The following is a 24,766-nucleotide window of genomic DNA, read 5'->3' as shown; positions in this document are numbered from 1 at the left end:
GGCCGCGGCCGGTTCGACGCGCCGCAGCAGGTCTTTTGCTGTCTTGTCTTTTGGAGGATTTATGGCTCTTTCGGTAGAAAAAAAGGTCGGCATGTTCTTCCTGTTCGGCCTCATCATCCTGGGTTTGCTCCTAGAGGTGGGTGAAAAGTGGAACCCGTTCGAGAAGAACGTCCCCTATAAGACCTATCTCACCAGCATCACCGGGTTGAAGGTGGGGGACCCGGTGCGGCTCGCCGGCGTGGATGTCGGGCGCATCAAGGGGATCAACATCCTGAACGACAAGATCGAGATCAACTTCGAGGTGAAGCCCGGTACCAGGATCAAGACCGACACTGTTGCGGGACTTAGGCTCACGAACCTTCTGGGCGGCCAGTTCCTGGGGCTTTCCTTCGGCTCGCCGAACGCGTCGCTTCTGGAGCCCGGCGGCGTGGTGAAAGGGAAGGACGTCGCCAACATCGACATCATCGTCGACAACTTAAGCGACGTGGTGAAGGACGCCAAGGTCTTTGTAAACAACCTGGACCGCAACCAGGACGTAGTACTGAAGAAGATCTCGGTAATGCTGGACGAGAACCGCGGCAACCTGAAGGAGTCCATCTCCAACATCAACAGCATCACCGGCAAGATGGACCGCGGCGAGGGGTCGCTGGCGCTGCTTTTGAACGAAAGAAAGCTCTTCGACGACGCAAGCGGCGCGGTGGAGAGCCTGAAGGTGGTGGCCGGCAAGATCGAGCGCGGCGAGGGGACCCTCGGGAAGCTGGTCAACGACGACACTGTCTATCGCGACGCCTCTGCGCTCATCACCGACCTCAGGTCGGGCGCGAAGGACCTGAACGCCGGGTTGAAGGACGTGAAGGAGATCACCGCCAAGGTGAACCGCGGCGAAGGTACCCTGGGCAAGCTGATCAACGACGAGACGCTCTATGCCGACCTGCGCGAAGCGTCGAAAAACGTGAAGGAAATCACCCAGAAGATCAACTCCGGCCAGGGGACCCTGGGGAAATTGGTCAACGAGGACCAGCTCTACCGCGACACCACCGCCACGCTCAAGAAGACCGAGCGGGCCATGGAAGGTCTCGGAGACGCAGGCCCCATCTCCGTCATCGGCTCCATCGTGGGGACTCTCTTCTAAACAACCGGCTTAAAGTTCAAAGACGGCAGACAGGGGACAGGCTACTGTGGCAAAGGTAGCCTGTCCTTTTTACGCCCCGACCCGACCCCGGAACACAGAGGTCACGCGGGCAAGGCCAAGGCGGACACAGAGGAAAAATTTCCCGGTGCAGGTGCTCTTGCGCTGAGTTCCCGTAAAGCCGTCACATAGAGAAGCAATAGAGCTTGGGGGGGACACCTCAAGGTCTTTTGTCTTTGCAGTTCCCCAGATTTTCCTCTGTGTACCTCAGTGTCCTCTGTGGTAAATGCTTTGGTTTTAAGATCCCGCATCTTTCGGAGGCCTTTCTGTGACAGACATCCTCGACATAGCCATCGGGACCATCACCATGCGTCCCTACGTCTTCGCCTTCTTCGCTACCTACCTGGTGGCGGCCGTGCTGCACCTGGGATGGAGAAAGACGGTCCTCTTCACCGTCGCCGGCTACCTGATCGCCTTCGCCTCCGAGTACAGCTCCATCAATACCGGATTTCCCTACGGCTGGTACTACTACGTGGATGCGACAAGGGATCGCGAACTCTGGGTAGCGGGGGTCCCCTTCTTCGACTCGCTTTCCTACGTCTTTCTCACCTACTGCAGCTACGCGACGGCGCTCCTCGTACTAGGGCCGGTCAAGAGGGTCGGGCGGGACCTGGTGCTTCTGGAAACAGGCCGCCTGAGACGCTCCTTTTGCGTCTTGTTCCTCGCCTCCTTGTTCCAGGTCTTCCTGGATATAATCACCGACCCGGTCGCGCTGCAGGGTAGCAGGTGGTTTCTCGGGAGGATCTACGGCTACAAGGAGGTGGGAGCGCATTTCGGGATCCCCATTTCCAACTATCTCGGCTGGCTGCTGGTGAGCGCGCTGCTGGTTGCCGCTTTGCAGCTGATTGACCGTTTCGGGGGGGAAGGTGAGGAGAAGCCCGCCGGTGTCGCCGCGCCCCCTTTGCGCGCCTTCTACGGCCCCTTTCTCTACCTCTGCGTGGTCGCCTTCAACCTCACGGTCACGCTCTACATCGGCGAGCGGCTGATGGCCATCACCGGCTTCTTCATCTACACCCTTCCCGTTGCCATGGCGGCGGTGCTCTTTTTCCAGAAGGTGGACCGCTACCACAAGGATGAACTGGCGGCGCACCTGGCGGAGTTTCCCTGGTCGAACGCGACCTCGGCCGGCATAGGACGCCCAGGCGGGGACAGGAATTAATGCAGCCTCTCCCTTTGAAAGGGGGGGGGCGTATGGTATTTTTGGGCAGTTTTCGGGACTAAAATTCACACAAAGCGGAGGCTTGACATGAAAAAGGCAATTTCCCTGATGGTTCTCGGCGCCATCCTCGGCGTCACGGCGGCAGCGGCGGCGGGCCAGACCGCTCTTCCCAAGGGATACGAGAAGTGGGATAAGAGCAAGGCCCGGATCGACACGGACAAAAAGTCGCTCTTTTACGGCATCCACTACATCTACGTGGACAAGAAGGCGATGAAAAGCTACAAAAGCGGCGGGGCCTACCCGGACGGAAGCCGGTTCGTCGCGGTGAACTACTCCATCAAGGAAGAAAACGGCAACAAGGTGCCGGGCAAGAAAAACATGATCGTCGTGATGCAAAAAGACAGGAAAGAGCAGCAGACCGGCGGCTGGCGTTTTGCCGGGTTCACCCCCGATGGGAAACCTTCCGGGCTCGACGGCAAAAGAGACTGCTTCGGCTGCCACGAAAAAGACGCGAAGGGCAGGGACTACGTAATCTCCAGGTACGCCGACTTCAAATGACGCTGCGTCGACCGCCGTTTCCTTTTTCCCCTTGAAAGCCTCCCCACTGGGCTTGCCTCCCCTCCGGCAGCTGAAGCCCGGCGGGGGAGGACGCTTCTAGCCCCAAACAACATGCTATAATTGCGCCCAGCCAAACTGGAGCGATTTCCACAGCTTTCAAGGAGCAACCATGTCGACCACACAAAGTACTCCCCAGGTGCGCATGACCACCCTTTCCAACGGGATCCGGGTGGTGAGCCAGCAGATCCCCGGCATGCAGAGCGCCGCGGTCGGGATCAGGAACGACAGCAGCACGAGGAACGAGCCGGCCGATTGCGCCGGGGCCTCCCATTTCATAGAGCACCTCCTCTTCAAGGGGACGCCTACCCGTAGCGCCGACCAGATCACCGACGAGTTCAACAGCATAGGCGCCCGGGCCAACGCCTATACCAGCCAGGAGGAGGTTTTCTACTACGCCGTCGCGCTCGCCTCGATCATCCCGGCGACCTTCGACATCCTAGCCGACATGTTCGTCAACTCCTGGCTTCCCGAGACGGAGGTGGAGAAGGAGCGCGCCGTGGTGCTGCAGGAGATCCTGATGAACCAGGACACCCCGAGCCGCTTCATCTACAACCAGTTCCACCTGGGATTCTGGCAGGGGCATCCTCTTGGCTCCCCCATCCTCGGCACCTCGGAGAGCATCGGGGCCATCGAAAGGAACCGCCTGATGGATTACAAGCTCTCCAACTACCTATCCAGCGCCACCATAGTCTCGGTCGCGGGGAACGTGGAGCACGACCGGATGGTGGAGCAGGCCGACCGCGCCCTGGGGGCGCTTCCGACCGGATCGCCGCAGGTGAAACAGCAGGAGCAGGGGTGGCAAAGCGCCATAGGGGAGAACAGGCATTTCCCGCGCCCACTGGAGCAGACCCTCTTTTACATGGGGTATCCGCTGCCGCCGGCGGGGAACCAGCATCGCCACAAACTGGCCGTGTTCAACCAGATCCTCGGCACCGGAATGAACTCGCGCCTGTTCCGCGAGGTCCGCGAGCGGCGCAGCCTTGCCTACACGGTCTATTCCATGATGTCCTCCTACACGGATTCCGCGGCACTGATGATCTACGCCGGGACCAGCGCGGACCGGGCCCAGGAGGCGGTCGACGTCTGCCACGGCGAGGTGATGAGGTTTTGCGAGGAGAAGGTGAGCGAGGAGATGCTTGCTGCCGCCAAGGAGCAGATACGCTCTGCGCGCCTCATGGCCCTTGACGACTGCGAGACCCAGGTGCGCAGGATCTCCAACACCACCTCATTGCTGGGTGCGCCCGAGCCGGTGGGAGTCTCGCTGGAGGCTATCGCCGCCGTTACCGCGGAGGAGGTGAGGGACATGGCGCGGCTTCTGTTTGCTGACGTGGTGCCGCGGGTCGAGTCGGTGGGGTCGGGGGAAGGGCCGGGGCTGCCGTGCTAGCCCCTTTCTCTTCAACCAGCAACCCCCTCCATTCCGGAGGGGGTTGTTTTTTGCCCGGCGTACGGGGCTCAGCTCAGCTCATCTCGTCTTCGCCGCCGGATAGGTGGGGGAAATGCTCGTGGTGCATCTCGTGCTGCAGGTTCATGATCTTGCCGCAGGAGGCGCAGAGGTACTTGTCCCCGTCCTGCGTGTAGTCCGAGCGCTTGCAGGAGGGGCACCACACCCTGACGTCGCACTCGTGCCGGTCCGTTTCCACCGCCGTTTTCCCTTTATCTTCAGCCATCTGCCGTACCTCCTTTTCCGGTTTTTCCCCCTAGTTTCATCACAGGCCGATCATCATCTGGCTCAGCTTGAAGATCCCCTTGGCGAAGGAGCCTAGCTCCGACTTGGAGATGCTCTCGAAGAGAAACTCGTTGTCGATGGGCTGCTCCGGGTCGACTACCCGTGCTATCGGCTCCAGCGCGTCCGGCCAGTCGCTCTTCTCAAGCGTCGGGTCCGCCTGATACCGGCAAAGGCGCGCCTCGTGGTCGTCGGCCATGCATTCCAGGTGCCGGGTCAGGTTCTCCACCTCTGCGAACTTCTCCTCTTCATCGGAACCGGCAAGCCCTGCGTGTTCTGCCAGAAGGGAACCGCGCAGCCTGCGGATCGCAGGCACCAGTGGATCTTCCGGGCCGGTTGCCTCCCAGCTCAGGTTCAGCTCTGTATCCAACCCCATGCTCCTGTTGGTGGCATTGGCCGAGCCTATGGTGAGGAAGCGGTCGTCGATCGCCAGAAGCTTCGAGTGGATGAAGGTCATCTTGCGGTTGCCGTGGTCCATCTCCGCCGAAGAGTAGACGCTCAGCTGGTGCCCGGTCTTCTCCGCCACCAACTGCAGCGAACGGATCATCTTCATCTGGGGGAGCCCTAGGAAGAGTTCCTCGGTCAGAGGGAGACGGTCCGGGAGCATCATGACGATCTGGAGGCGGGGGCGGTCGGGAAGCGTCATGCGCGCCACCAGGGTCCAGTAGATGGCCTGCGAGCTGAAATACTGGTTTTCCAGGTAGACCAGGTGCTCCGCCGACATGATGGCGTCCACGAACAGGCGGCGGATCTCGCTCACTTTGCGCTGCGTGGTCTGAGGCGCCGGGGCCACGGTTAGGCTAAGGGCCACGCGGCCCGCGGGAAGGATGAAGGCGTTTACCGGTACCTGCGGCGTCAGGGCGCCCACCTGGGGGAGCTTCAGCGGCGCGCCGCCGGAATCGCTCCAGCGCTGCCGGAACAGCTCGAACAGCACGCCGACAACCTCGCCGGTGTGATAGGTCTGGATGTCGTGGTAGGAGCCGTACCGGGTGCCGTCCACGTCGACCCTGAGCGGATTTTCCCGCATGTGGCGTCGGTCGTCCCAGCGCGAGGAGCAGATGTCCATCCCCCCCGCGTAGGCGAGCACGCCGTCCGCGATGACGAACTTCTGGTGGTGGGTGGCGCCGTAGGCGTGGACGGAGTCGAAACGAAAGTGGATGCGCTCGTTTCCCGACCAGTTGAAGATGATGTTCTGGAACCATTCCCTTTCCAGCGAGAAGACGGCGCTGAAGTCCCAGGCGAGGATGTAGATCTGGAGCGCCGGGTTCGCCTGGCACAGGGCGTTCAGAAACTGCAGGAAGCGCACCTCTCCGGCGGCTGCCTCCTCCTTGCCGCGCAGAAGCTTCACTTCGGAATCGAACTGCCATCCGGCGAGGAGCAGGTAGCTTTGGGCGGAGAGCGCCGTGTGGTAGAAGGCACGATAGTAATCGCAAGCATCCACCAGCACGCCGGTGCTGTCGGCCTCATAGATCCCCATGCAGTTCTGGCCCGGCTTCAAGACGCTCATGGCAGCTCCAGCGTGACAACCAGCGGCAGGTGATCCGAGGCGACCCGGGTTAACGGGTTTCTCGGCACGCTGACACTGCGAACCTTGAGGTTATGAGTGACGAACAGGTGGTCGATGCGCATGAAGGGGAGTTGGGCGGGCCAGGTCCCCCGGGGGAGGCGCCCCTTAACCTTGCGCTGCACGTCATGCAGTTGCCGGGTAAGGAGCCGGTACACCGATGAGCCGAAGAGGGCGTTGAAGTCGCCGCAGAGAACCGCCGGAGGCAGGCACTCGGGGTGGCCGAGCCATTCGGGGCCGGTGACGGCCCTGGCCTGGCGTACCCGTTCGCCGCGGTTCAGCCCGAAGTGCGTGGCCAGTACCTGGATCTTCACGCCATGCAGCTCCACCTCCGCCCAGAGCGCCCCCCGGCGCTCAAAGGATGGGTGCAACGGGTCGGTAGGAACGGCGCCTGCCTTGATCAGCTGCACCGGGGAGCGGCTCAGGATGGCGTTGCCGTACCCCCCTTCTTTCAGATGTATGGAGGAATGGAAATGGAACGACATTTCAAGGGTCATGGCTATCAGGTGCGCCTGGTCGATCATCTCGGTGCGCGGCAGCCCTGCGTCGAGTTCCTGCAGCGCGACGATGTCCGGGTTGCACCGGTCGATCACCTCGGCGATCCTGAGCGGTGAAAGCTGGCGGTCCGTGCCAATACAGCTGTGGACGTTGTAGGTCATTACGGAAAAGGTACGTGACATGGGTGGGCTCGCATCGCCGGTCCCCGCTCGTCCTGAAGGTTTCTTGCAGGAGAGCGCAATTTATATAGTATTAAAAACTTTTATAGGGTACCCAGCAGGAAAAGGATGTCAACGCTGCGGCGAGGCGGACGGGGACGGGCCGAAACGGCCAGGAAGGCGGCGATGAGTCGAAAACGAAGGGCGATGAAGGTGTTCATCCTGATGCTTATGGTGGGGGCTGCGGTCGCCACGATCTGGCTTTTGGAGGACGAGGGGTTCAGCGTGCGGCACGCCGGCGAGCACAGGGACTACCTGTTGCAGATGGTGCACAGGCACTACTCTAAGGCGGTGCTGTTTTTCCTGACCCTATTCTTCATGACGGCGTTCTTTCTACCGGGGGCGCTGGCGCTCACCCTGGCGGGGGGGATGCTGTTCGGGACCTTTCCCGCGACCCTATACGTCACCCTAGCCGGGACCGCCGGCGCGGTGGCCGCCTTCGAGGCGGGACGCTTCCTCCTGGGGCACTGGGTGCAGCGGCACTTCTCCGAGCAGCTCTCGCGCTTCAACCTGGAGATGTCCCATCACGGCCCGCATTACCTGCTGGTACTGCGGCTGCTCCCCATCGCCCCCTTCTGCGTCATCAACTACGGTGCTGCCATGACCAGGATTCCGCTGAAGACCTTCGCCTGGACCACGGTCGCCGGCATGCTCCCCGGCTCCGCGATCTACGCCTTTACCGGGGCCCAGTTGCGCCAGGTGCATGAGGCATCGGATCTCTTGTCCGGGAAATCCATGCTCGCCATGGGGTTTTTGGCCCTCTCTGCCCTGGTGCCGGTGTTCCTGCACCACTGGCCCCGCCGTCCCTAAACCCTCTACTTCTGCCGCAGGTACTCGATCAGCAGGCGTACCCCGATCCCGGTCGCCCCCTTGGGGGAGTAGGGGCGCCCCTTGTCGCTCCAGGCGGTGCCGGCGATGTCCAGGTGGGCCCAGCGAGTCTCTCCCACGAACTGCTTCAGGAACCAGGCCGCCTTGATGGTTCCGCCGTCCCTGCTCCCGGCGTTTTTTATATCCGCGATGTCGCTCTTCATCCCCTCGCCGTACTCGTCCCAAAGCGGCAGCTGCCAAAGCCGTTCCCCGGTCTCGTCCCCGCTCTTTTTCAGTGCGTCCACCAGGCGCTGGTCGTTGCCGAGAACGGCGCTCGCCTCGTGCCCCAAGGCGACCACGCAGGCGCCGGTCAAGGTGGCGAGATCGATCATGGCAGCCGGCTTGAACTTCTGGGCGAAGTGGAGCGCGTCGCAGAGTATCAGCCGCCCCTCGGCGTCGGTGTTGGTGATCTCGATGGTGGTCCCGGAGAGCGAGGCCAGCACGTCCCCGGGCTTGAAGGCCTTGCCGTCGGGCATGTTCTCGGCAGTGGGAATGACGCCGACCAGGTCCACCGGCAGCTGCAAAAGCGCCGCCGCCTCCAGCGTCCCGAGTACTGCCGCGGCTCCCGCCATGTCCGTCTTCATCTCCTCCATCCCCGGTCCCGGCTTGATGGAGATCCCGCCCGAGTCGAAGGTGATTCCCTTGCCGACCAGCACCACCGGGCGCCCCTTGGCCCCTTCGCCCCGGTAGCGGACTACGATCAGGCGCGGAGGTTCGGCCGCCCCCTTTCCCACCCCCAAAAGCGCATTCATGCCAAGCGACTCCAGTTCGTCCTGTTCGTACACTTTGCATTCCAGTGCGTGGCGTGTCGCGAGTTCCTGCGCCTCTTGCGCCAAGTAGCCGGGTGTCACCACGTTCCCCGGGTGCGACACCAGGTCGCGCGCGAGGCAGACCCCGCGGCAGAGCTGCTCCGCCTGTTCGATCCTGAGACGCGTGTCGCCGGTATCCTTCTCTTCGCCAAGGAGCAGGGTCATGGAGTCGAACTGGAAGCGCTCCTCTTTATCCTTGGTTTTGTAGAGATCGAACCTGTAGCTCCCCAGAAGGGTACCCGCCACGACGGCTTCCAGCGCCTTCGGTAATTGACAGCAAAGGTGCAGTGCGCTGCTGAAGCTGGCGACGCGGACTCCCTGCAGCGCCCCAACGGCGGTTCCTGCCGCGCGGCGCAAAAGCTCCCCTTTGACATCTCCCTTTTTGCCGAGCCCCACCAGGAGGAGCCTTTGGGCCGGGAGCTTCCCCATGGTGTGCAATAGAAGGGAGCTGCCGGACTTGCCGGTAAACTCGCGGCTTTCGAAAAGGGAGGTGAGGTACCCGTCGAGCTCTTTGTCGCAGGCGGCGAAGAGGTCGTCTTTGGCGTCTTCGAAACAGCCGATGACGAGCGCTGCGGTGGCATGTTGTATTGGGTTCAGGCGAGAAGTTTCTATCTTCATGGGGGCTCCCTTGGATTGAATTGAAGTGGCTGAGTCTGGCTTAAAAGTGCGGCGAACGCTTGGATGATTCTATGTGAAGGTTGTCGTACAGTCAAATAAGACTAATGTCTCACTCACTGGTACCGATAGATGTATTCGATCTGCAAATCAAAGGCAGTTCTGCTTCAGGGCCTGCAGGCCCTGAAAGAACCCGAGAAAAGGAGAGTCAATGAACTATCGCGTACTGAGGAGGGGGTTACAAGGGATACTGACACTGGGCGTTTTCCTTGCCGCAGGTTGCGGCGGCGGAGGAGGGGGGGTGACCTCCGGGAACAGCGTACATGGCGTCGTCGCCGACGGTTATCTCGAAAACGCCAGGGTGTTTCTGGATCTGAACGACGACAAACAGTTCACTACCGGAGAACCAACCGCCATGACCGCGGTCGACGGCAGCTACACTATTACCGGGGTCACCGCCGCCCAGCTCGCGGCTCATGCCCTCGTGGTCCGCGCGGAAGCATCCGTCACCAAAAACCACGAGGGGGGTAGCGCTACCACGCTTACCGACAGCTACGTCCTCTCCACACCACCCAACGCCCCGAAGACAGCCGACGGCCAGGTGGTTATCACTCCGCTTACCACGCTGATCCACAACCAGATCGAGACCAACCCGGTGCTGAACGTGGCCGCAGCCGAGGCTGTGGTGAAAACCAACCTGGGGGTTGCCGACGCCACCAGCCTTTTCGACGATTTCGTCCAGAAAAAAGGAGCGAGCCTCGAATACGAGAGGGTGAGCATGGTGGCGCAGGTCGTAGCTTCGGCGATCGGCAGCAACATGACGGCGATCTCGACGGCAGCCCCCACGGCCAACCTGAACGACGTCATCAAGATGGTAGTCTCCGAGGTGGTGGCGCAGCTTAACACCATCTCGAGCGAAGTGGACACGGCCAAAGCCAGCGGCAGCTTCAACCCGACGGCCCTTGCCACCACGGCCGTGACCATCGACACCAGCAATGCGGGAGCGCTGCAGGCGAGCATAGCGCAGGCGGCGACCGCTCCCGTCGTCGGCTCCTTCCAGACCGCCCTCGGGACCGACGGCTTCTTCTATTTGGACAGGCAGTACGACTTAGGCACCGTGACCTACGAGTACGGCAAGGTGAAACTCGGCGCCCAAGGTACCGACGGCTATGCGCTGACCGAGGAGTTCTTCCGCTACGACACGCTCAATTCGAGCTGGGCCGCAGCGACCGATACCACCAACAACTACGTCCTCTCCAAAACCGGGTGGGTGCCTGAAGACGACAACGCATCTTCGGGCAAGCTGGTTTTCAATGCCGACGGCACCGCCACCTGGACCAACATCCAAACCGGGGACAGCGAGATCATCACGGTGAGCAAGATGGACGTGGCCGGCAAAGGGATCGCGAGCTTCCTGACCAGACAGAGCTCCCCCATCAACCCGGCAGCCACCTTCCCGGCAGGATCCGAAGCGTACAAGATGACCTTTACGCGCAAGAGCGACCACTACTCCGTCTGGCTGGGCGGTTATCCCAACAGCATGCTGATGAACGTCGCCAAGGTCTCCGACATCCCTGCCAGGTTCCCGGCCGCAGGCGACCAGCTCTATGGCGGGCTTTACATCGGCAGTTACCTCTCGGTGCGCTTCTCTGGCTCCGGGACCAGCGGCACTTTGCAGTTCTTCGGGCAGGGGGCACCCCTCAGCCTCGAAGGTACCTGGAAGATAGTCGAGCCCGTTGCCGGTTATCCGGTGCTGGTGCTTGATGTGCCGCTTAGCTACCGCACCCAATACATGGACTACTCTCCGGAAAAGATCATCTTTGCTCAGGTGAACGGCTCGATCCGGCAAGGTGAGGCGGAATACGCCAACGTCCCGCGGATGGAGACCGGTTACAACTTCAATAAGACCGCCTTCGACGCCATAATGTCCAACTTCAACCCTTCCTTGGGGACGACGCTGAAAAAGGCCGTCAAAACGACGGTTAAGAAGACGGCTCGCAAAAGTTACTAAGCTACTGCTAGTCAGCGAAAAAACCTCCCCGGGGCGTGGCGCCCGGGGAGGTTTTTTTTAGGTGCCGAAGGCGGGTCAGGCTGCACCCGGTCTCACTTGCAGGGGTGCAGCATCTCGGCCAGCTCGAAGGCGAGCTCCACGCTCTGCTCGGCGTTCAGGCGCGGATCGCAGTTGGTCTGGTAGTTCAGGTGCAGGTGCTTGTCCAAAAGCTGACGGCTGCCGCCGGTGCACTCGGTGACGTGGTCGCCGGTGAGCTCCAGGTGCACACCCCCGGCGACGGTCCCCTCTGCCTTGTGTATCTGATAGAAATTCTTGATCTCCCGCAGGATGTCCTCGAACTTCCTGGATTTCTGGCCGTACTCGTTCTGGTAGGTGTTGCCGTGCATGGGGTCGCAGCTCCAGACCACCTTGAAACCCTCCTGCTTCATCTCTTTCAAAAGCTTGGGGAGGTAGGAATCGATCTTGTCGGCGCCGAAACGGGTGATCAGGGTGAGCCGCCCCGGCTCGTTGTCCGGGTTCAACCGCTGCGCCAGGGCCTTCACCGTGTCGATGTCGTAGCTCGGCCCCACCTTCATCCCCAGCGGGTTTCTCACCCCGCGCAGGAACTCGACGTGCGCCCCGTCCAATTGCCTCGTGCGGTCGCCGATCCAGAGCATGTGCGCGCTGCAGTCGTACCACCCTCCGCTGGTGGAATCCATCCGGGTGAGCGCCTCCTCGTAGTCGAGCAGCAGCGCCTCGTGCGAGGTGTAGAGCGTCACCTGGTTCAACTGCGGGGTGTGCTGGGGGTCGAGCCCTATGGCGGTCATGAAGTTGATGGTCTTCCAGATCTGCCGGACCAGATCCTCGTACTTCTGCCCGGCCGGAAGGGCATCGAGCGAGGCGCGGTGCCACGCTTGCACCCGCTCCAGCGAGGCGTACCCGCCGAGCGTGAAGGAGCGGACCAGGTTCAGCGTCGCCGCTGCCCGGTAATATCCCTCCAGCATCCGGCGCGGGTCGGGGGTCCTCGCCTCCAGGTTCGCGTCGGGGCTATTCACCATGTCGCCTCGGTAGCTGGGGAGTTCGGTCCCGTTCACCATCTCGGTGTCGGACGAGCGCGGCTTCGCGTACTGCCCGGCGATCCTTCCTATCTTGATCACCCGCTTCTCGCCGGCAAAGGCGAGCACCACCGACATCTGCAGGATCACCTTCAAGAGCTCCCTGATGTCCGGGCCGGTGCAGCGCGAAAAATCCTCGGCGCAATCGCCGCATTGCAGCACGAAGGCGCGACCTTCCACGGCGTCGGCCAACTGCGCCTTCAGGGTCTGGCACTCGCCTGCAAACACCAGCGGCGGGAGCTGGGACAGCGTCTTCTGCGTCTCCTCCAGCGCCGATCCCGCTGGCCACACCGGTTGCTGCAAGGCGCGAAAAGAACGCCAGCTCGATTTCGTCCATTTCTGGCTAGGCATGTTTTGACCTCTCTGCTACTTTGTAGTGTCTGCTGAGCCCAAGGCGGTACGCCGGTCGAGGCGCCTGCAATGGTAACAGGATTAGCTGCGTTAAAAAACAAAAATGTTAATAAAATCAAGTAAAGCCGGGTCAAACCAGGCTGAGAAGAGGGACGTCGTGGTAGTATTCTCGATCATGGAAAGCGAAGAGAAGCGAGAAATAGGGGCCGAAGAGGGCGTGGCCGCCGAAGAAAAGGGATGGGAAGCAGTGCCGGAGCGAGGTGCTGCTCCCCCTGCCGCAGGCGGGAACAAAGGGCTTCTGCCCGGGTTGCTGTGCGACCTTAAAGGCGGCGCCCGCCTCTCGCTTTTGCTCCGTTCCGACCTGGAGCGGCTGGACGCCACCTCCGCGCGCCTGGTGCTCCTGGTGCTGACGGACCTGGCGCTGAACCTCCTCTGTTCCTTCGTGCTGGTCGGGACCGGGGGGTATTTTTCCTACTCCTCGCTCCCGGGCTTCTTCTTTCACCTGCCGCTGTTGCTCCTTCTAGGCCTTGCCGCGGGAAGGCTCCTCTCCCGCTGCGGCGCGGCACCCGCCGTAGCCGCAGCTCTCATAGCCCTCAGCATCCCCATCGAGTTTTGCCACGCCATCCTGGAGGCGGTGGCGCAACTGCGCCATTTCGAGTGGCTCCAGGATTACCTCACCGCTCCGCACTATTACCGCTTCTACTGGTGGTGGGGAGCCGCGGCGCTCCTCTTTTTGTTCCGCATCGATCCGGCCCGGGGCCTGCGCCGGCTCAGGCTTCCCCTGCTCTTCGCTCTTTTGGTGCTCCCCCCGCTTTGGTACTTTCCCCGGGGGGACCTCTGGGCCAGTTCCGCCCAGGAGAGCGAGAGCGGCGAGCTGAGCCTGACCGACGAGGTCCTCGCGGCGCAGGCAAAGCTGTTGGACCGCGAGCTTGCCGCGCTGAAGCCGGGTCGCCCCGGTGTCACCGACATCTACTTCGTCGGTTTCGCGGGCGACGCCTCCCAGGACGTGTTCCTGAAGGAGCTCAACTACGCCAAGGCGCTCTTCGACCGGCGCTTCGGCACCTCGGGGCGGTCGGTGCTTCTGGCCAACAACCCGCAGAGCGCGACCACGCTCCCCTTCGCCAGCGCTGGAAACCTTGAGCGCACCCTGGTGCGTATAGGCGAAGTGATGAACCGCGACGAGGACCTGCTTTTCCTTTACCTAAGCTCGCACGGCTCAAGGGATCACGAACTGGCCGTGAACAACCCCCCACTGGAGCTGAAGCAGCTGACGCCCGAGCTCTTGAAGCGCGAGCTGGCCTTGGCCGGGATCAAATGGAAAGTAGTCGTGGTCTCCACCTGCTTCTCCGGCGGCTTCGTCCCGCCGCTGCAGGACGACGGGACCCTGGTGATGACGGCGGCGGACGCCACCCATGAGTCTTTCGGCTGCGGCTTCGGCGAGGATTTCACCTGGTTCGGGGAGGCGTTCCTGGAGGACGCCATGAGCAAAGAGTTCTCCTTCACGGCGGCCTTCGATCGCGCGCGGGAGACCATCAGGAAATGGGAGGAGGAGCGGGGCGAGACGCCGTCCAACCCGCAGATCTGGGTGGGGAAGGGGATCGAACCAAAGCTCGGCCTTCTGGAGAGGGTACTGAGGGAGGGGAAATCCAAGGAACCATAAAGGCAACTTAACAGGGATGAAGGTCATCCCCTTTATCCCTGTTAAACGTTTTTTTGTCTTACCCGGCGCCGCCGACGGTGATCCCCGAGATGAGCAGGGTCGGCTGTGCGTCGGAGACCGGGACCCCCTGGCCGTCCTTGCCGCAGGTGCCGATTCCGAAACCCAAGTCATTTCCCACCATGGTTATCTTCCTGAGCACCTCGGGGCCGTTACCGGTGAGCGTAGCGCCCCGAACCGGCTCTCCCACCGCGCCGTTTTCTATCAGGAACCCCTCCGACACCTCGAAGACGAAGTCACCGGTCACCGTGTTCACCTGTCCCCCACCCATCCGCTTCACGAAAAGGCCGCGGTCTACGCTCCTGACGATCTGCGCCGGGTCGCTTTTCCCCGGGGCGATGAGCGTGTTGGTCATGCGGACGATGGGGCGCGAGCGGTACGACTCCCGCCTGCCGTTGCCGGTGGAGGCGCAGCCGTCTTTCATGGCCGAGAGCCGGTCGTACATGTAACCCTTGAGGACGCCGTTTTCCACCAGCACGGTCCTTTGCGCCGCGGTACCCTCGCCGTCGAAGGCGAAGGAGCCGCGTGCGTTTGGTATGGTGGCGTCGTCTATCACCGTGACCAGTTCCGAGGCGACCATTTCACCGATCCTGCCGCGGTAGACGGAGGTCCCCGCCTGCACCAGATCCGCTTCCAGTCCGTGCCCTATCGCCTCGTGCACCATGGTCCCCCCTGCCTCGCTTGAGAGCACCACCGGCAGAGGGCCCGAGGGGGCTTTCTGCGCTCCCAGCATCATCACCCCGCGCGCGGCCGCCTTTAGCGCCAGATCCTCCGGGGAAGTGGCGTCGAAAAGCTCGAAGCCGCGCGCAGCGCCCACCGGCTCGTAGCCGGTCTGGGTCACCTTTCCTTCCTGCGCCACCGCCTGCACGATGAAGACGGTCGCGGTGCTGTTGTCCTCGTGAAATTCCCCCAGCGAGTTCACCGTCTGGACCTTCGTCTGCGCATCCCGGTACATCGCCATGACCTGGCGCACCCTCTTGTCGAAACCCCGCGCCGCCCTGTCGGCCCGGTTCACCAGCGCAACCTTCTCGGCCAGTTCGATGCTGTCCGGAGCAATGCCGATGGCAAAGCCCGGCGCGACCCTGCGCTCGCAGAGGTTGAACTCGGCGTGGGGCACGCCGCCGCGCACCCCGCGGCTTACCGTGGCGGCCAGGCGCAGCAGCGACTCCTGGTCCAACTGGTTGGTATAGGCGTAGGCGGTGGAGAAGCCGGAGATCACCCTGATGCCGATGCCTCGGTCGGCGGAGGAGAGGACCCTTTCCACCTTGCCGTCCTCGCAGACGACCACGGTAGAGGCGCCGGCCTCGTAATAGATCTCGGCGAACTCGCCGCCGGCGGAGAGGGAGCGGCGCAGTATGGCTGCGGCGTCTATGGTTTCGAGCACGGCTCACCCTCCTTTGTCACCTCGGCGATCTCGATCTCCTTGGCGATCTCCTGCATCAGCGCCTCTACGTCGCCGGCGAAGCAAAGCGGAAAGCTGACGCGGATGAGGCCGCGCTTGCCGTCGATGGCGCTCATGGTGTTGAGCCCCTCGTACGCCTCCAGGATGGACTTCAGGTAGACGATGTCGCGGTTCGCCAGCTTGTAGTAGCGGCTCCCCGTCTCCGTATATTTCGATGCCGGCTGTCCCATTCTCAGGCTCTCCTGTCCACTTCGGGTTGACCCTCGCTTCGGGTCGCATCTACATATCATTTGGCCAGTGAAAAGACAAATTTTCTTTGGCTCTTGCCTCTCCCCGATCCTCTGTTATTTTTCTAAGCTATGACGTTAATTCATTTTAATAAATATGGGGCAAGGGGTAAATGCCCGTCCTTCCTGCTGGCGCAGCTTTGCTGCGCTTTGCTTTTATTGCTTCTCATGGGAAATGAGGCCTTTGCGGCATACCAGGCCGACCTCATGGTGAGGCTTGCCAACGAGGGTGATTCCTCCTACGTGGGGGCCGGGATATTCGAGACGACAGCCGTGATCCAGTCGAAGTCGCAGGGTTCCTATTCCGGGTACCCCGCGCAGTTCCGGGTCCAGGTGAAGAACGCGGGCGACCAGGCCGACAGCTTCGTCCTCACCGGCCCGGCCAGCGGCAGCGGCTTCACGGTGAGCTACCGCGACCAGGGAGGGGTGGAGCGGGCGGCCCAGTTCGCCGCAGGCGGGTACCGAACCGAAGCCCTTGCCCCAGGCGCCTCCGCCGTGCTGCTGGTGCAGGTGACCCTGGACCGTTTCACCCAGGGGGCAAGCTACCGCGTCCCAATCACAGCGGTTTCCGTCGCTGATCCTGCCGGGGCGGACCAGGTGAAGACGGAGACCGTCGCCTGCGGCCTCACCGCCGCGGTCACCGTTTCTGCGCCCCCCGATGGCTCCGGTGCGCCAGGCTCCCTGGTGATTTATCCCTATACCGTCACCAATGTCGGCAACGCTGTGAACAGCTTCGCTCTTTCCTTGGAGAGCGGCTCCCCCTGGCCGTGGACCCTTTACGCGGACGACGGGGCGGGGGGAGGAATTGCAGGTGACGGAGTTAGGCAGACCGGGGAGACGAATCGCTGCGTCTCCACCGGCCCGCTCGCCCCAGGTGCCTCCCATCGCTTCTTCCTTGCCATCGCCATACCCGAGTCTGGGAGCGACGGCGCCCGGGCGGATGCGCGCCTGGCCGTTACAGGGGAGGGGGCCAGCGGTAACGACCAGGTCACCACCACCGCTCTGGCCGCGGTCCTCACGCTCTCCGACGGCGTGCGCAACCTGAGCAAGGGGGGGATCTTCGCATCGACCGTCGACGCCGTTCCAGGCGACCTGCTCCAGTACCGGATGGCGATCACCAACAGCGGTTCGGCCCCGGCTACCGCAGTGCGGGTCGAGAGCCCGCTGCCGGCCGGGCTGAAACTGAAGCCCGATTCCCTGGTGGTAGCCCTGGCCACCGATGGGGAAGCGGCACCTTGCCCGGCGGCCCACTGCGGCCGGGCCTGGGGAACCGCCGGGAGCATCGTCGCTCTTTTGGGCGAGGGCGCTAGCGAGACAATCGGCGGCTCCCTGCCGCCGGGGAAGACGGTTTATCTTTTTTTCAAAGCACAGGTCGAATGACGATGTGAACTGGGGCAACGCATGGCGATCGCTGCAGGCAAGAAGAGGAGGAGGTGGGGGGGGCTGCGCCTGATCGCGCTCGCGCTCCTGCTTGCCCTTCCCGGTACTGCATTTTCGCTCACCCCGGCAGGGACCGTCATCAGGCACGATTTCTCAGCACGCTTCGCCACCCCAGGTCTTCGGGAAGTCCGCTCCAACGAGACCCAAGTGAGCGTGAAGGACCTTTCCGACCCGGCGCTGGTTCCCCCGCGTACCGCCACCACCAACGCCAACGTTCCTGTCGATTTCCGTCACACCCTCACCAACCGGGGGAACTTCCCCGACAGTTTCAGGTTGAAAGCCGCGGCGGTCGACGCGGCGCTGCCGGAGAACGGGCAGGCGCCGCTGCTCCGCTTTTACGCCGCTGACGGCGTGACCCCGTTTCCCCACGATGCCGGCGGCTTGCAGGTGGTAGGCCCCCTTGAACCCGGCGCTTCCGTCGAGCTGGTATTGAGGGCAACGCCGCCGGCCGGAAGCGAGGGACGGGTGGCGTTGATCGCGGTCAGCGCCACCTCCGTGCTGGTGCCGGCGCGAAGCGCGAGCCTGACCAACCAGCTACAGGTGCCGGCCGGAGGTGTTTCCTTCTTCAAGGCCGTTTCACCGGTGGGGAGCGTACTTCCCGGGACCGTCCTGACCTACAGCATCTCGCTTGGGAACAGCGGGGGAACGCCCGTGGCCGGTGTGCGGGTGGTCGACCCTTTGGATCCCCTTCTCGAATACCAGCCGGGAAGTGCGGCGCTTCCTGCCGGAGTTCCCGGAACCGTCAGTTTCGACGCCGCAACCCGGACGCTCGTCTTCGACATATCGTCGCTCCCCGCCGGATTCAGCGGGGAAATCACCTTCCAGGCCCGCGTACGCGATGACGCCCCGGGAAATGCCTCCATTGTCAACACCGCCGGCGTCTCCACTGCGGGAAATGCGGCACCCTTCCTCAGCAACAGCACCCTCAACACCGTGCTGGTCAGATTGCTCCAGGTAACCAAGACTGCGGGAAGCAGCTCAGCTGAGGCCGGCGACATAGTGTCATACGCGGTGCGGGTGCAGAACATCGGCGACGGCGTCTTGGACCATGTGACGGTAGCCGACCGTATTCCCCGCGGCTTCCGCTATCTGAAGGGGTCGAGCCACGTGGACGGGTTCGCCGTGGCGGACCCGGTGGGAGGGGGGCAGCAGTTGAGTTGGGACTTGGGGAGTTTCGAGCACGGAGCCTTCAAGGTGCTCAACTACCGGTTGGTCGTTTCCGCCGACGCCCCCGTCGGGACCGCCGTCAACTGGGCCCGGGCCACCGGAACCCCTGCCAGCGGCGGCAGCGTCGTCTCCCCTCCCGCCAGTGCCGCCGTTAAGGTAAGGGGCTCCGTACTCGGGAGCAAGGCCATCATCATGGGGAGGGTCTTCCATGACGGCAACGGGAACGGCGTGCCGGACCGAGGGGAGCGGGGCGAGGCCGGGGTGCGGGTTTACCTGGAAGACGGTTCCTTCGTCTTCACCGACGTCGAAGGGCAGTACAGTTTCACCGGGGTTTCCGCGGGCGACCACGTCGTGAAGCTTGACCGGTCCACCCTCAACCCGGGTTTTGTGTCCGTGCCGTACAACACTGCCTTTGCCGGGGTGGGGTGTTCGCAGTTCATCACCGTACCCTTCGGCGGTCCGGCGCGCGGCGACTTCGCGCTCGCCGCGAACCCGGCAGGTCCGGCAGGTCCGACAGGTCCGACAGGTCCGACAGGTCCGACAGGTCCGACAGGTCCGACAGGTCCGACAGGTCCGACAAGTCCGACAAGTCCGACAAGTCCGACAAGTCCGACAAGTCCGACAAGTCCGACGCAGTCGGCGCCTCCGGCTACCGAACCGGCTGCCGCGTCCCGGCTTCGGCTCACCCCCGACCGCGTCGAGCTTCCGGCGGACGCCAAAACCTCCGTCCCCTTCAAGGTCGAACTCCTCGACTCCGCCGGCAGGCGGGTCCCCGGTTCGACAACCGTCACCCTCTTCCTCGCCAAGGGAACCATCTTGGAGTCGGACCTGGACCCGGCCCTCCCGGGCCACCAGGTCCGCATCACCGACGGCCTGGGCGTCTTCCAGGTGCGCTCCGGCCGCGCCACCGGGGACGACCTCCTCATCGCCAAAGACGGCGACGGCAGCGCCGCCCAGGCGGCCCTCTTCTTCAGTCCGGACCGGCGCGACTGGATCCTGGTCGGCTTAGGCTCCCTCACCGTGGGTGGAAAGGCGGTGAGCGGCAACCTGGAAAAGATCGACAAGGACGACCGCTTCGACGAGGGTATCTTCCACGAGGAACGGCTCGCCTTCTTCACCCGCGGGAAGATCCTCGGCAAGTACCTCCTGACCGCCGCCTACGATTCGGACAAGGAACGCCGCGACGGCGTGTTCCAGGCCATCGACCCGGAGAAGTACTACCCGGTCTACGGCGACGCCACCGACATAGGGTACGAGGCGGAGTCGCGCGGCAAGATCTACCTCAAGCTGGAAAGCGGCCGCTCCTACCTCATGGCCGGCGACTACCGCACCGACCTCTCCGAAAACGAATTCTCCCGCTACGACAGGGCGCTCAACGGCGCCAAATTCGAGGTCAACACCAAGTCGGTTACCGTCAAAGGGTTCGAAAGCCGCACCGAGGAAACGGTGACCCGGGACGATATCCCCGGCAACGGCACCTCCGGCCACTACTTCCTCTCCAGGCGGGACGTCTTCGAGAACAGCGAACGGGTGCGCATCGAGGTGCGCGACCGCTACCACACCGAACGGGTCATCGCCGTAACCGAGAAGGTCCGCTACGCCGACTATTCCATCGATTACCAGGCCGGGACCATCCTCTTCAAGGAGCCGGTCCCCTCCCTGGACCAATTCCTGAACCCGGTCACCATCGTGGTCAACTACCAGGCCACAGGCCCCGGGGAGGAGCGCTACGTCTACGGCGGACGCGCCGAGATCCGGTCCGAAAACGGCTCGCATATCGGGGGCACCGCCGTGGTGGAGGAGCAGGCGCGGCAGGACAACACCCTCTTCGGCCTGGACGCCGCTTGGCGCCTGGGCGAGCGCCTGACCCTGAAGGGGGAGGGGGCGGTCAGCGAGAACCTGGAGCATGGCAGGGGAAGCGCCTGGAAAACGGAGCTCGCCGCGCGTCCCGTCGATCCCCTCCTTCTGAACCTTTACTACCGGAAGGTGGAGTCCGACTTCTTCAACACCTCGATGACCGGGACGGAGCTTGGGACCGAGAAGTACGGCGGCCGGGCCGACTACCGTGTCGGCGCCGACACCCTCGTCTTCGCCGAGAGCTTCCTGCACCGCTTTGAATTGGGGGACCGGAAACTCTTCGCGAACCACGCGGGGATGGTGAAGAAATTCTCCCTGCTGCATTTGGAGGGGGGCGTCAAGGTGGTGCGGGAGGAGCGGGACGGACGGACCGAGGAATCGGACCTGGTCTATGCCGGCGTCTTCGCGCCCCTCACCAAAAAGCTCGATGCGACCCTCAGGCGCGAGCAGCTTCTATCCGCCTCCGGCGTCGCCGACTACCAGACAAAGACCTTCGCCAAGCTCGACTACCGGCTCACTGAGCGCACCAAGGCCTTCCTCACCGAGGAGTACCAAGAGGGCTCCCCCCTCATCCGCCAGGCCACCCTGTTCGGCCTGGAGAGCAGGCTCTCGGACCGGATGCGGCTCACCACCGGCTACCAGATGTCCTCCGGCGCCTCCGGTTACTCCCAGCAGAGCAACGTCGACCTCAACACGCGGCTCATGGAGCGGGAAGGGTTCAGCCTCGATTCCAGAACCGGCTACCAGATCGAGCACGCCCTGTCGCAGCAAAGGGGGCAGGCCATCGTCGGGCTGAACAGCCGTTACCGCGCCGCCGAGGGGCTCTACCTCAACTCCTCCCTGGAGCGGGTGCAGACGGTGCAGGGAAATACCGGCACCCGCACCGCCTTTACCTTGGGGGGCGAATACCTCCGGGCCAGGGATCTGAAGCTCTCCGGCCGCTACGAGGTGAGGACCGGCCCGGGGGAGACCGCCTCTCTCTACGGCGCCAACGCCGCCTACAAGATGAGCCCCTCGCTCACCCTCTTGGGGAAGCTCTCGCTCTGGGATCGGGACGCCGACGCCGGCGACGACGTCATCTTCGACGGCTACCTGGGGAGCGCCTTCCGTCCGCTGGCGGGCCAGCCGCTGCAGCTCCTCACCCTGGCGCGCTACAAGGTCGAGGACAGACGCTCGCTCCCCGGCTCCTTCGAAAGCCGCAGCGTCATCCTCTCGGCCGAGCCGACCTACAGGATCGTGAGCCGTTGGAGCGCCCAGGGAAAATACGCCGGGAAGCTCAGCTGGGCCGACGGGGTGGGGGGGATGATGCAGAGCTACACCGACCTGGTCCTGGCCGGGCTCTCCTACGACCTGGCGGAGCGCTGGGAGATCGCGGCCTACCTGAAGCTCATGAACCAGTACGACGCCCGCATGCACTCGCTGGGTGCGGTGGGAAGCGCCGGCTACCGCGTCTATAGAAACGTGGTCCTTTCCGCCGGCTACAACTTCGCCAGGCTCGACGACCGGGACTTGACCGGCGAGACCTTCCAGGGGCAGGGCCCCTTTGTCGGCATCAAGGTCAAGTTCGATGAGGACATGTTCGAGTCGCGGCAGGCGAAGGTGATCCCCATCCCGGTTCCGCCCCCCGCCCAGGTCGCCAAGGTTCCCCCCCCCGCGGCTCTAGTGCCGGCGCTCCTGGTTCGGGCGGAGCGGCTGGACGAGCCGCTGCTTCTCTCCGGGAGCGCGGAACTATTCACCCTCCTGGTCAACGGCGAACGGGCGAAGCTTCCTTCCACCGAGGTGACGCTGACCCGGGAGCACCTGGGTTCCCTGGAGCTCAAGGGGGGAAGGTTCCCTGCGCCGCTGGTCTTCCTGGTGAGCGTGGAGCAGCCGGAACAGGTCGGTTCCTGGACGCTCAAGGTGATGAATCGCGAGGGGGAGGCGCTGCGCACGCTTGAGGGGACCGGGGCGCCGGCAAAGCGCATCCCCTGGCTTGGCGACACGGACCGCCGGAAGGTGGAACAGGGCGAGATCTATCAGTACCAACTGCAGGTCACCTACCTGGACGGCTCGATCTTCAGCACCGGCCGCGAACTCTTCGGCGTCAACCGTCGCGAGGCGGTACTCCTCACCCTGTCCGGCGGCGCTTTCGTCTTCGACCGCTCCGAGCTGACCCTGGAGGCCAAGCACCTGCTCAAAGGGGCGGCGCGGGTCTTGCGGGCGCGCCCGCAGGAAAAGGTGATCGTGGAGGGGCATACCGACGGCATCGGGAGCGTGGAATACAACATGGCGCTCTCCCAGAGACGGTGCGACGCCGCCGCCGACTACCTGGTACGGGAGGAAGGGATAGCCGGCTCGCGGCTGTTGCGGCGCTGGTACGGAAAATCCCGCCCCGTGGCCGACAACGTCACCACCCCCGGCAGGAGGCTAAACCGCCGCGTCGAGCTGAAGGGGGATTTCAAAGAGCTGCATCCGGTCTCTCCCGATGACCGGTACCGGACGAAATCCTTCGTGGTGATCAACGGCCGCAGCATCCCGGTGGATCCCCTGGGTCGCTTCGACACCACCTTCCCGGGCAACACCCTCGATCTCGACCTGGAGATGGGGGACTCGCAGGGGCGTTTCCTCGCCACTTCGCTCCCGCTTCCCGACCTGGCCGTGACCGGGCCGCCGGCCGAGACGCTGGTCGGCTACGGCACCGAAGCCTCCGGCGTCAGGGTCGATGCCGACGGCAAGGGGCACTGCATGCTTTCGGGAACGGTCGAGGGGACCTCCATGGAGCTCGCGGGGAGGAAGGTGCCGCTCGACGAGGCAGGGCGCTTCACCCTCGATCTCCCGCTTGCCGAGGGGGACCAGGTCCTGGGCGTGGTGCTCAGAAACGGCTCCGGCTGCTCTAAGCTCATGAACCTGCGGCTCCGTTCGGAGCGCCAAACCATGCCTGCCGCGCGGGGTGAGCGGTGAGCGCCCGGGACCGCTTCAGTAAGCTCGGGGGGATTGCCCTGGAGACGGTGGGGTCGCTGCTACTGGTCCTCGCGTTCTACTGGCTGTTCATGGTCTTTCTCTACGCCCTTTTCCCATCCGGCACGCCGCTTAAGGAGATGCTGGCGAACCGCGCGGAAGAGCTTCCGGTAAAGGACGGCGCGGGGCGGCGGCCGGAGGCGGCCTTAAAATCGCTCGTGCGCGACGTCCGCTTCAGGCGCGGCAACTCCGTCGCCTGGGAGGGAGCCCGAGAAGGGATGCTTCTCTACAATAACGACGCCGTGCAGACCTTCGACCGCTCCGGCGCCACCTTGTCTTTCGCCCCCAGCGACCGCCTCACCGTGGGGAGCAACTCCCTGGTGCTGGTCACCCGCCTGAACGAAAAGGTGGAGGGGGAGCCTAGGGCCTACCGGGTCCAGGTGGAAGGTGAGCTGAAGGGGAGCCTTTCCGACGAAAAGCGACTGCGGCTGGAGATCGCCACGGCGGGGCATCTGGCCCGCGTCGCTTCGGGTGCCGCCCGTTTCCGCGTCACCCCCAACGGCAACGCGTCGAGCCTCGCCGTCTACGCCGGGGAAGTCAGGGTCCAGGGGAGGGACGGGATCGTCCGGGTGCCGGCCTACCACGGCATCACTCTGAGAAAGGGGGTCGCGGCGGGTCCGGCGGTGCCGCTTCCCGAGGCGCCGTCGCTTAAAAGCGACAAGCTCCTCTACCGGTTCCGCCTGCTTCCGCCCAAGGTGCGCTTCTCCTGGAGCGGCAAGGCGGGCGAATACCACTTCCAGCTGGCAAGAGACCCCAGCTTCAAGAGCCTGGTGCTGGATAAAAAGCTCGCTGCGCCAGAACTCGTCACCGGAACCCTGGATGCCGGGAGCTACTTCTGGCGGGTGAGCGGGGTCATGGAGGCCAGGGAAGGTTTTTTCAGCCGCACCGGGCGCTGCGACCTGCTGCAGCTTTTGAAACCGCCGGAACTAAAGGTGGATTTCCCGCCCGAAAGCGCCGCTGCCGGAAACTTGACCTTGACCGGTGACGTCGAGCCCGGTGCGAGGGTGTTTGTGAACGGCGTCGAGGTATCCGGCGCCGAAGACGGGGCTTTTGCCCACGATCTCACGCTGAAAAGCGGCGTCAACCTGATCAGGGTGGAGGCCGTCGACCAGGCAGGAAACGCCAGTTACGCCTCCCGGGTCATCTACGGGACCGGCGCCGGACAGCAAGGCAGATAGAGGAC

Annotated in this window: 17 protein-coding genes; 10 read left to right on the top strand and 7 right to left on the bottom strand. The window is 63.5% G+C overall.

The window, feature by feature from the left end; all coding sequences use genetic code 11:
* The first annotated feature begins 61 nt into the window (after positions 1–61).
* From GBEM_RS13640 to GBEM_RS13625, 4 genes are all read left to right on the top strand, one after another.
* Entirely contained in the window at positions 62–1,132 is a 1,071-nt protein-coding gene (locus GBEM_RS13640; RefSeq protein WP_012531163.1) for an MlaD family protein, read from the top strand.
* A 325-nt stretch (positions 1,133–1,457) separates the two neighbouring features.
* Positions 1,458–2,348 carry a carotenoid biosynthesis protein gene (locus GBEM_RS13635; protein ID WP_012531162.1) on the top strand — a complete coding sequence of 297 codons (891 nt, stop codon included), beginning with the start codon at positions 1,458–1,460 and terminating at the stop codon, positions 2,346–2,348.
* A gap of 87 nt (positions 2,349–2,435) precedes the next feature.
* Positions 2,436–2,906, top strand: coding sequence for a cytochrome P460 family protein (locus GBEM_RS13630; RefSeq protein ID WP_012531161.1), 471 nt, complete (start codon positions 2,436–2,438; stop codon positions 2,904–2,906).
* A 169-nt stretch (positions 2,907–3,075) separates the two neighbouring features.
* Entirely contained in the window at positions 3,076–4,350 is a 1,275-nt protein-coding gene (locus GBEM_RS13625) for a M16 family metallopeptidase (protein ID WP_012531160.1), read from the top strand.
* A 73-nt stretch (positions 4,351–4,423) separates the two neighbouring features.
* On the opposite strand, the gene GBEM_RS13620 is transcribed toward GBEM_RS13625, so the two are convergent.
* Genes GBEM_RS13620 through GBEM_RS13610 form a run of 3 tightly spaced genes read right to left on the bottom strand, consistent with a single transcriptional unit; the run spans position 4,424 to position 6,933 of the window.
* On the bottom strand, positions 4,424–4,633 hold the full coding sequence (locus GBEM_RS13620; protein ID WP_012531159.1) for a hypothetical protein: 210 nt from the start codon (positions 4,631–4,633) through the stop codon (positions 4,424–4,426).
* Between the two features lie 39 nt (positions 4,634–4,672).
* On the bottom strand, positions 4,673–6,196 hold the full coding sequence (locus GBEM_RS13615; RefSeq protein WP_012531158.1) for a phospholipase D-like domain-containing protein: 1,524 nt from the start codon (positions 6,194–6,196) through the stop codon (positions 4,673–4,675).
* Entirely contained in the window at positions 6,193–6,933 is a 741-nt protein-coding gene (locus GBEM_RS13610; RefSeq protein WP_012531157.1) for an endonuclease/exonuclease/phosphatase family protein, read from the bottom strand. Before GBEM_RS13610 ends, GBEM_RS13615 begins: the two co-directional genes overlap by 4 nt.
* A 162-nt stretch (positions 6,934–7,095) precedes the next feature.
* Between GBEM_RS13610 and GBEM_RS13605 the strand changes: the two genes are divergently transcribed.
* Positions 7,096–7,779: a TVP38/TMEM64 family protein gene (locus GBEM_RS13605; RefSeq protein ID WP_012531156.1), complete on the top strand. Its 684-nt coding sequence runs from the start codon at positions 7,096–7,098 to the stop codon at positions 7,777–7,779.
* 5 nt (positions 7,780–7,784) lie between these two features.
* Here GBEM_RS13605 and GBEM_RS13600 read toward each other — a convergent pair whose 3' ends face one another.
* Positions 7,785–9,263, bottom strand: a complete 1,479-nt coding sequence (locus GBEM_RS13600) for a leucyl aminopeptidase (RefSeq protein WP_012531155.1) — start codon at positions 9,261–9,263, stop codon at positions 7,785–7,787.
* Positions 9,264–9,471: 208 nt separating this feature from the next.
* On the opposite strand from GBEM_RS13600, the gene GBEM_RS13595 reads away from it, so the two are divergent.
* Complete coding sequence (locus GBEM_RS13595) at positions 9,472–11,271, top strand: hypothetical protein (RefSeq protein ID WP_012531154.1); 1,800 nt, start codon at positions 9,472–9,474, stop codon at positions 11,269–11,271.
* A 92-nt stretch (positions 11,272–11,363) separates the two neighbouring features.
* On the opposite strand, the gene GBEM_RS13590 is transcribed toward GBEM_RS13595, so the two are convergent.
* Positions 11,364–12,716: a class II 3-deoxy-7-phosphoheptulonate synthase gene (locus GBEM_RS13590; RefSeq protein WP_012531153.1), complete on the bottom strand. Its 1,353-nt coding sequence runs from the start codon at positions 12,714–12,716 to the stop codon at positions 11,364–11,366.
* 157 nt (positions 12,717–12,873) lie between these two features.
* On the opposite strand from GBEM_RS13590, the gene GBEM_RS13585 reads away from it, so the two are divergent.
* Entirely contained in the window at positions 12,874–14,376 is a 1,503-nt protein-coding gene (locus GBEM_RS13585) for a C13 family peptidase (protein ID WP_012531152.1), read from the top strand.
* A 58-nt stretch (positions 14,377–14,434) separates the two neighbouring features.
* On the opposite strand, the gene GBEM_RS13580 is transcribed toward GBEM_RS13585, so the two are convergent.
* Both GBEM_RS13580 and GBEM_RS13575 read right to left on the bottom strand, forming a co-directional pair.
* Positions 14,435–15,817, bottom strand: a complete 1,383-nt coding sequence (locus GBEM_RS13580) for a TldD/PmbA family protein (protein ID WP_012531151.1) — start codon at positions 15,815–15,817, stop codon at positions 14,435–14,437.
* Positions 15,802–16,065 carry a DUF4911 domain-containing protein gene (locus GBEM_RS13575; RefSeq protein WP_012531150.1) on the bottom strand — a complete coding sequence of 88 codons (264 nt, stop codon included), beginning with the start codon at positions 16,063–16,065 and terminating at the stop codon, positions 15,802–15,804. Before GBEM_RS13575 ends, GBEM_RS13580 begins: the two co-directional genes overlap by 16 nt.
* A 207-nt stretch (positions 16,066–16,272) precedes the next feature.
* Between GBEM_RS13575 and GBEM_RS13570 the strand changes: the two genes are divergently transcribed.
* From GBEM_RS13570 to GBEM_RS13560, 3 genes are read left to right on the top strand one after another with little or no spacing between them, the layout of a single operon-like run.
* A complete protein-coding gene (locus GBEM_RS13570) occupies positions 16,273–17,502 on the top strand; it encodes a DUF11 domain-containing protein (RefSeq protein ID WP_226373863.1) in 1,230 nt (409 codons plus the stop codon).
* Between the two features lie 21 nt (positions 17,503–17,523).
* A complete protein-coding gene (locus tag GBEM_RS21955) occupies positions 17,524–23,526 on the top strand; it encodes an OmpA family protein (RefSeq protein ID WP_012531148.1) in 6,003 nt (2,000 codons plus the stop codon).
* Complete coding sequence (locus tag GBEM_RS13560; RefSeq protein WP_012531147.1) at positions 23,523–24,761, top strand: hypothetical protein; 1,239 nt, start codon at positions 23,523–23,525, stop codon at positions 24,759–24,761. Before GBEM_RS21955 ends, GBEM_RS13560 begins: the two co-directional genes overlap by 4 nt.
* Positions 24,762–24,766: the final 5 nt, after the last annotated feature.

The sequence above is a fragment of the Citrifermentans bemidjiense Bem genome (genome assembly GCF_000020725.1).
Classification (GTDB): domain Bacteria; phylum Desulfobacterota; class Desulfuromonadia; order Geobacterales; family Geobacteraceae; genus Geomonas; species Geomonas bemidjiensis.
This window is presented reverse-complemented; position numbering and strand designations above follow the sequence as displayed.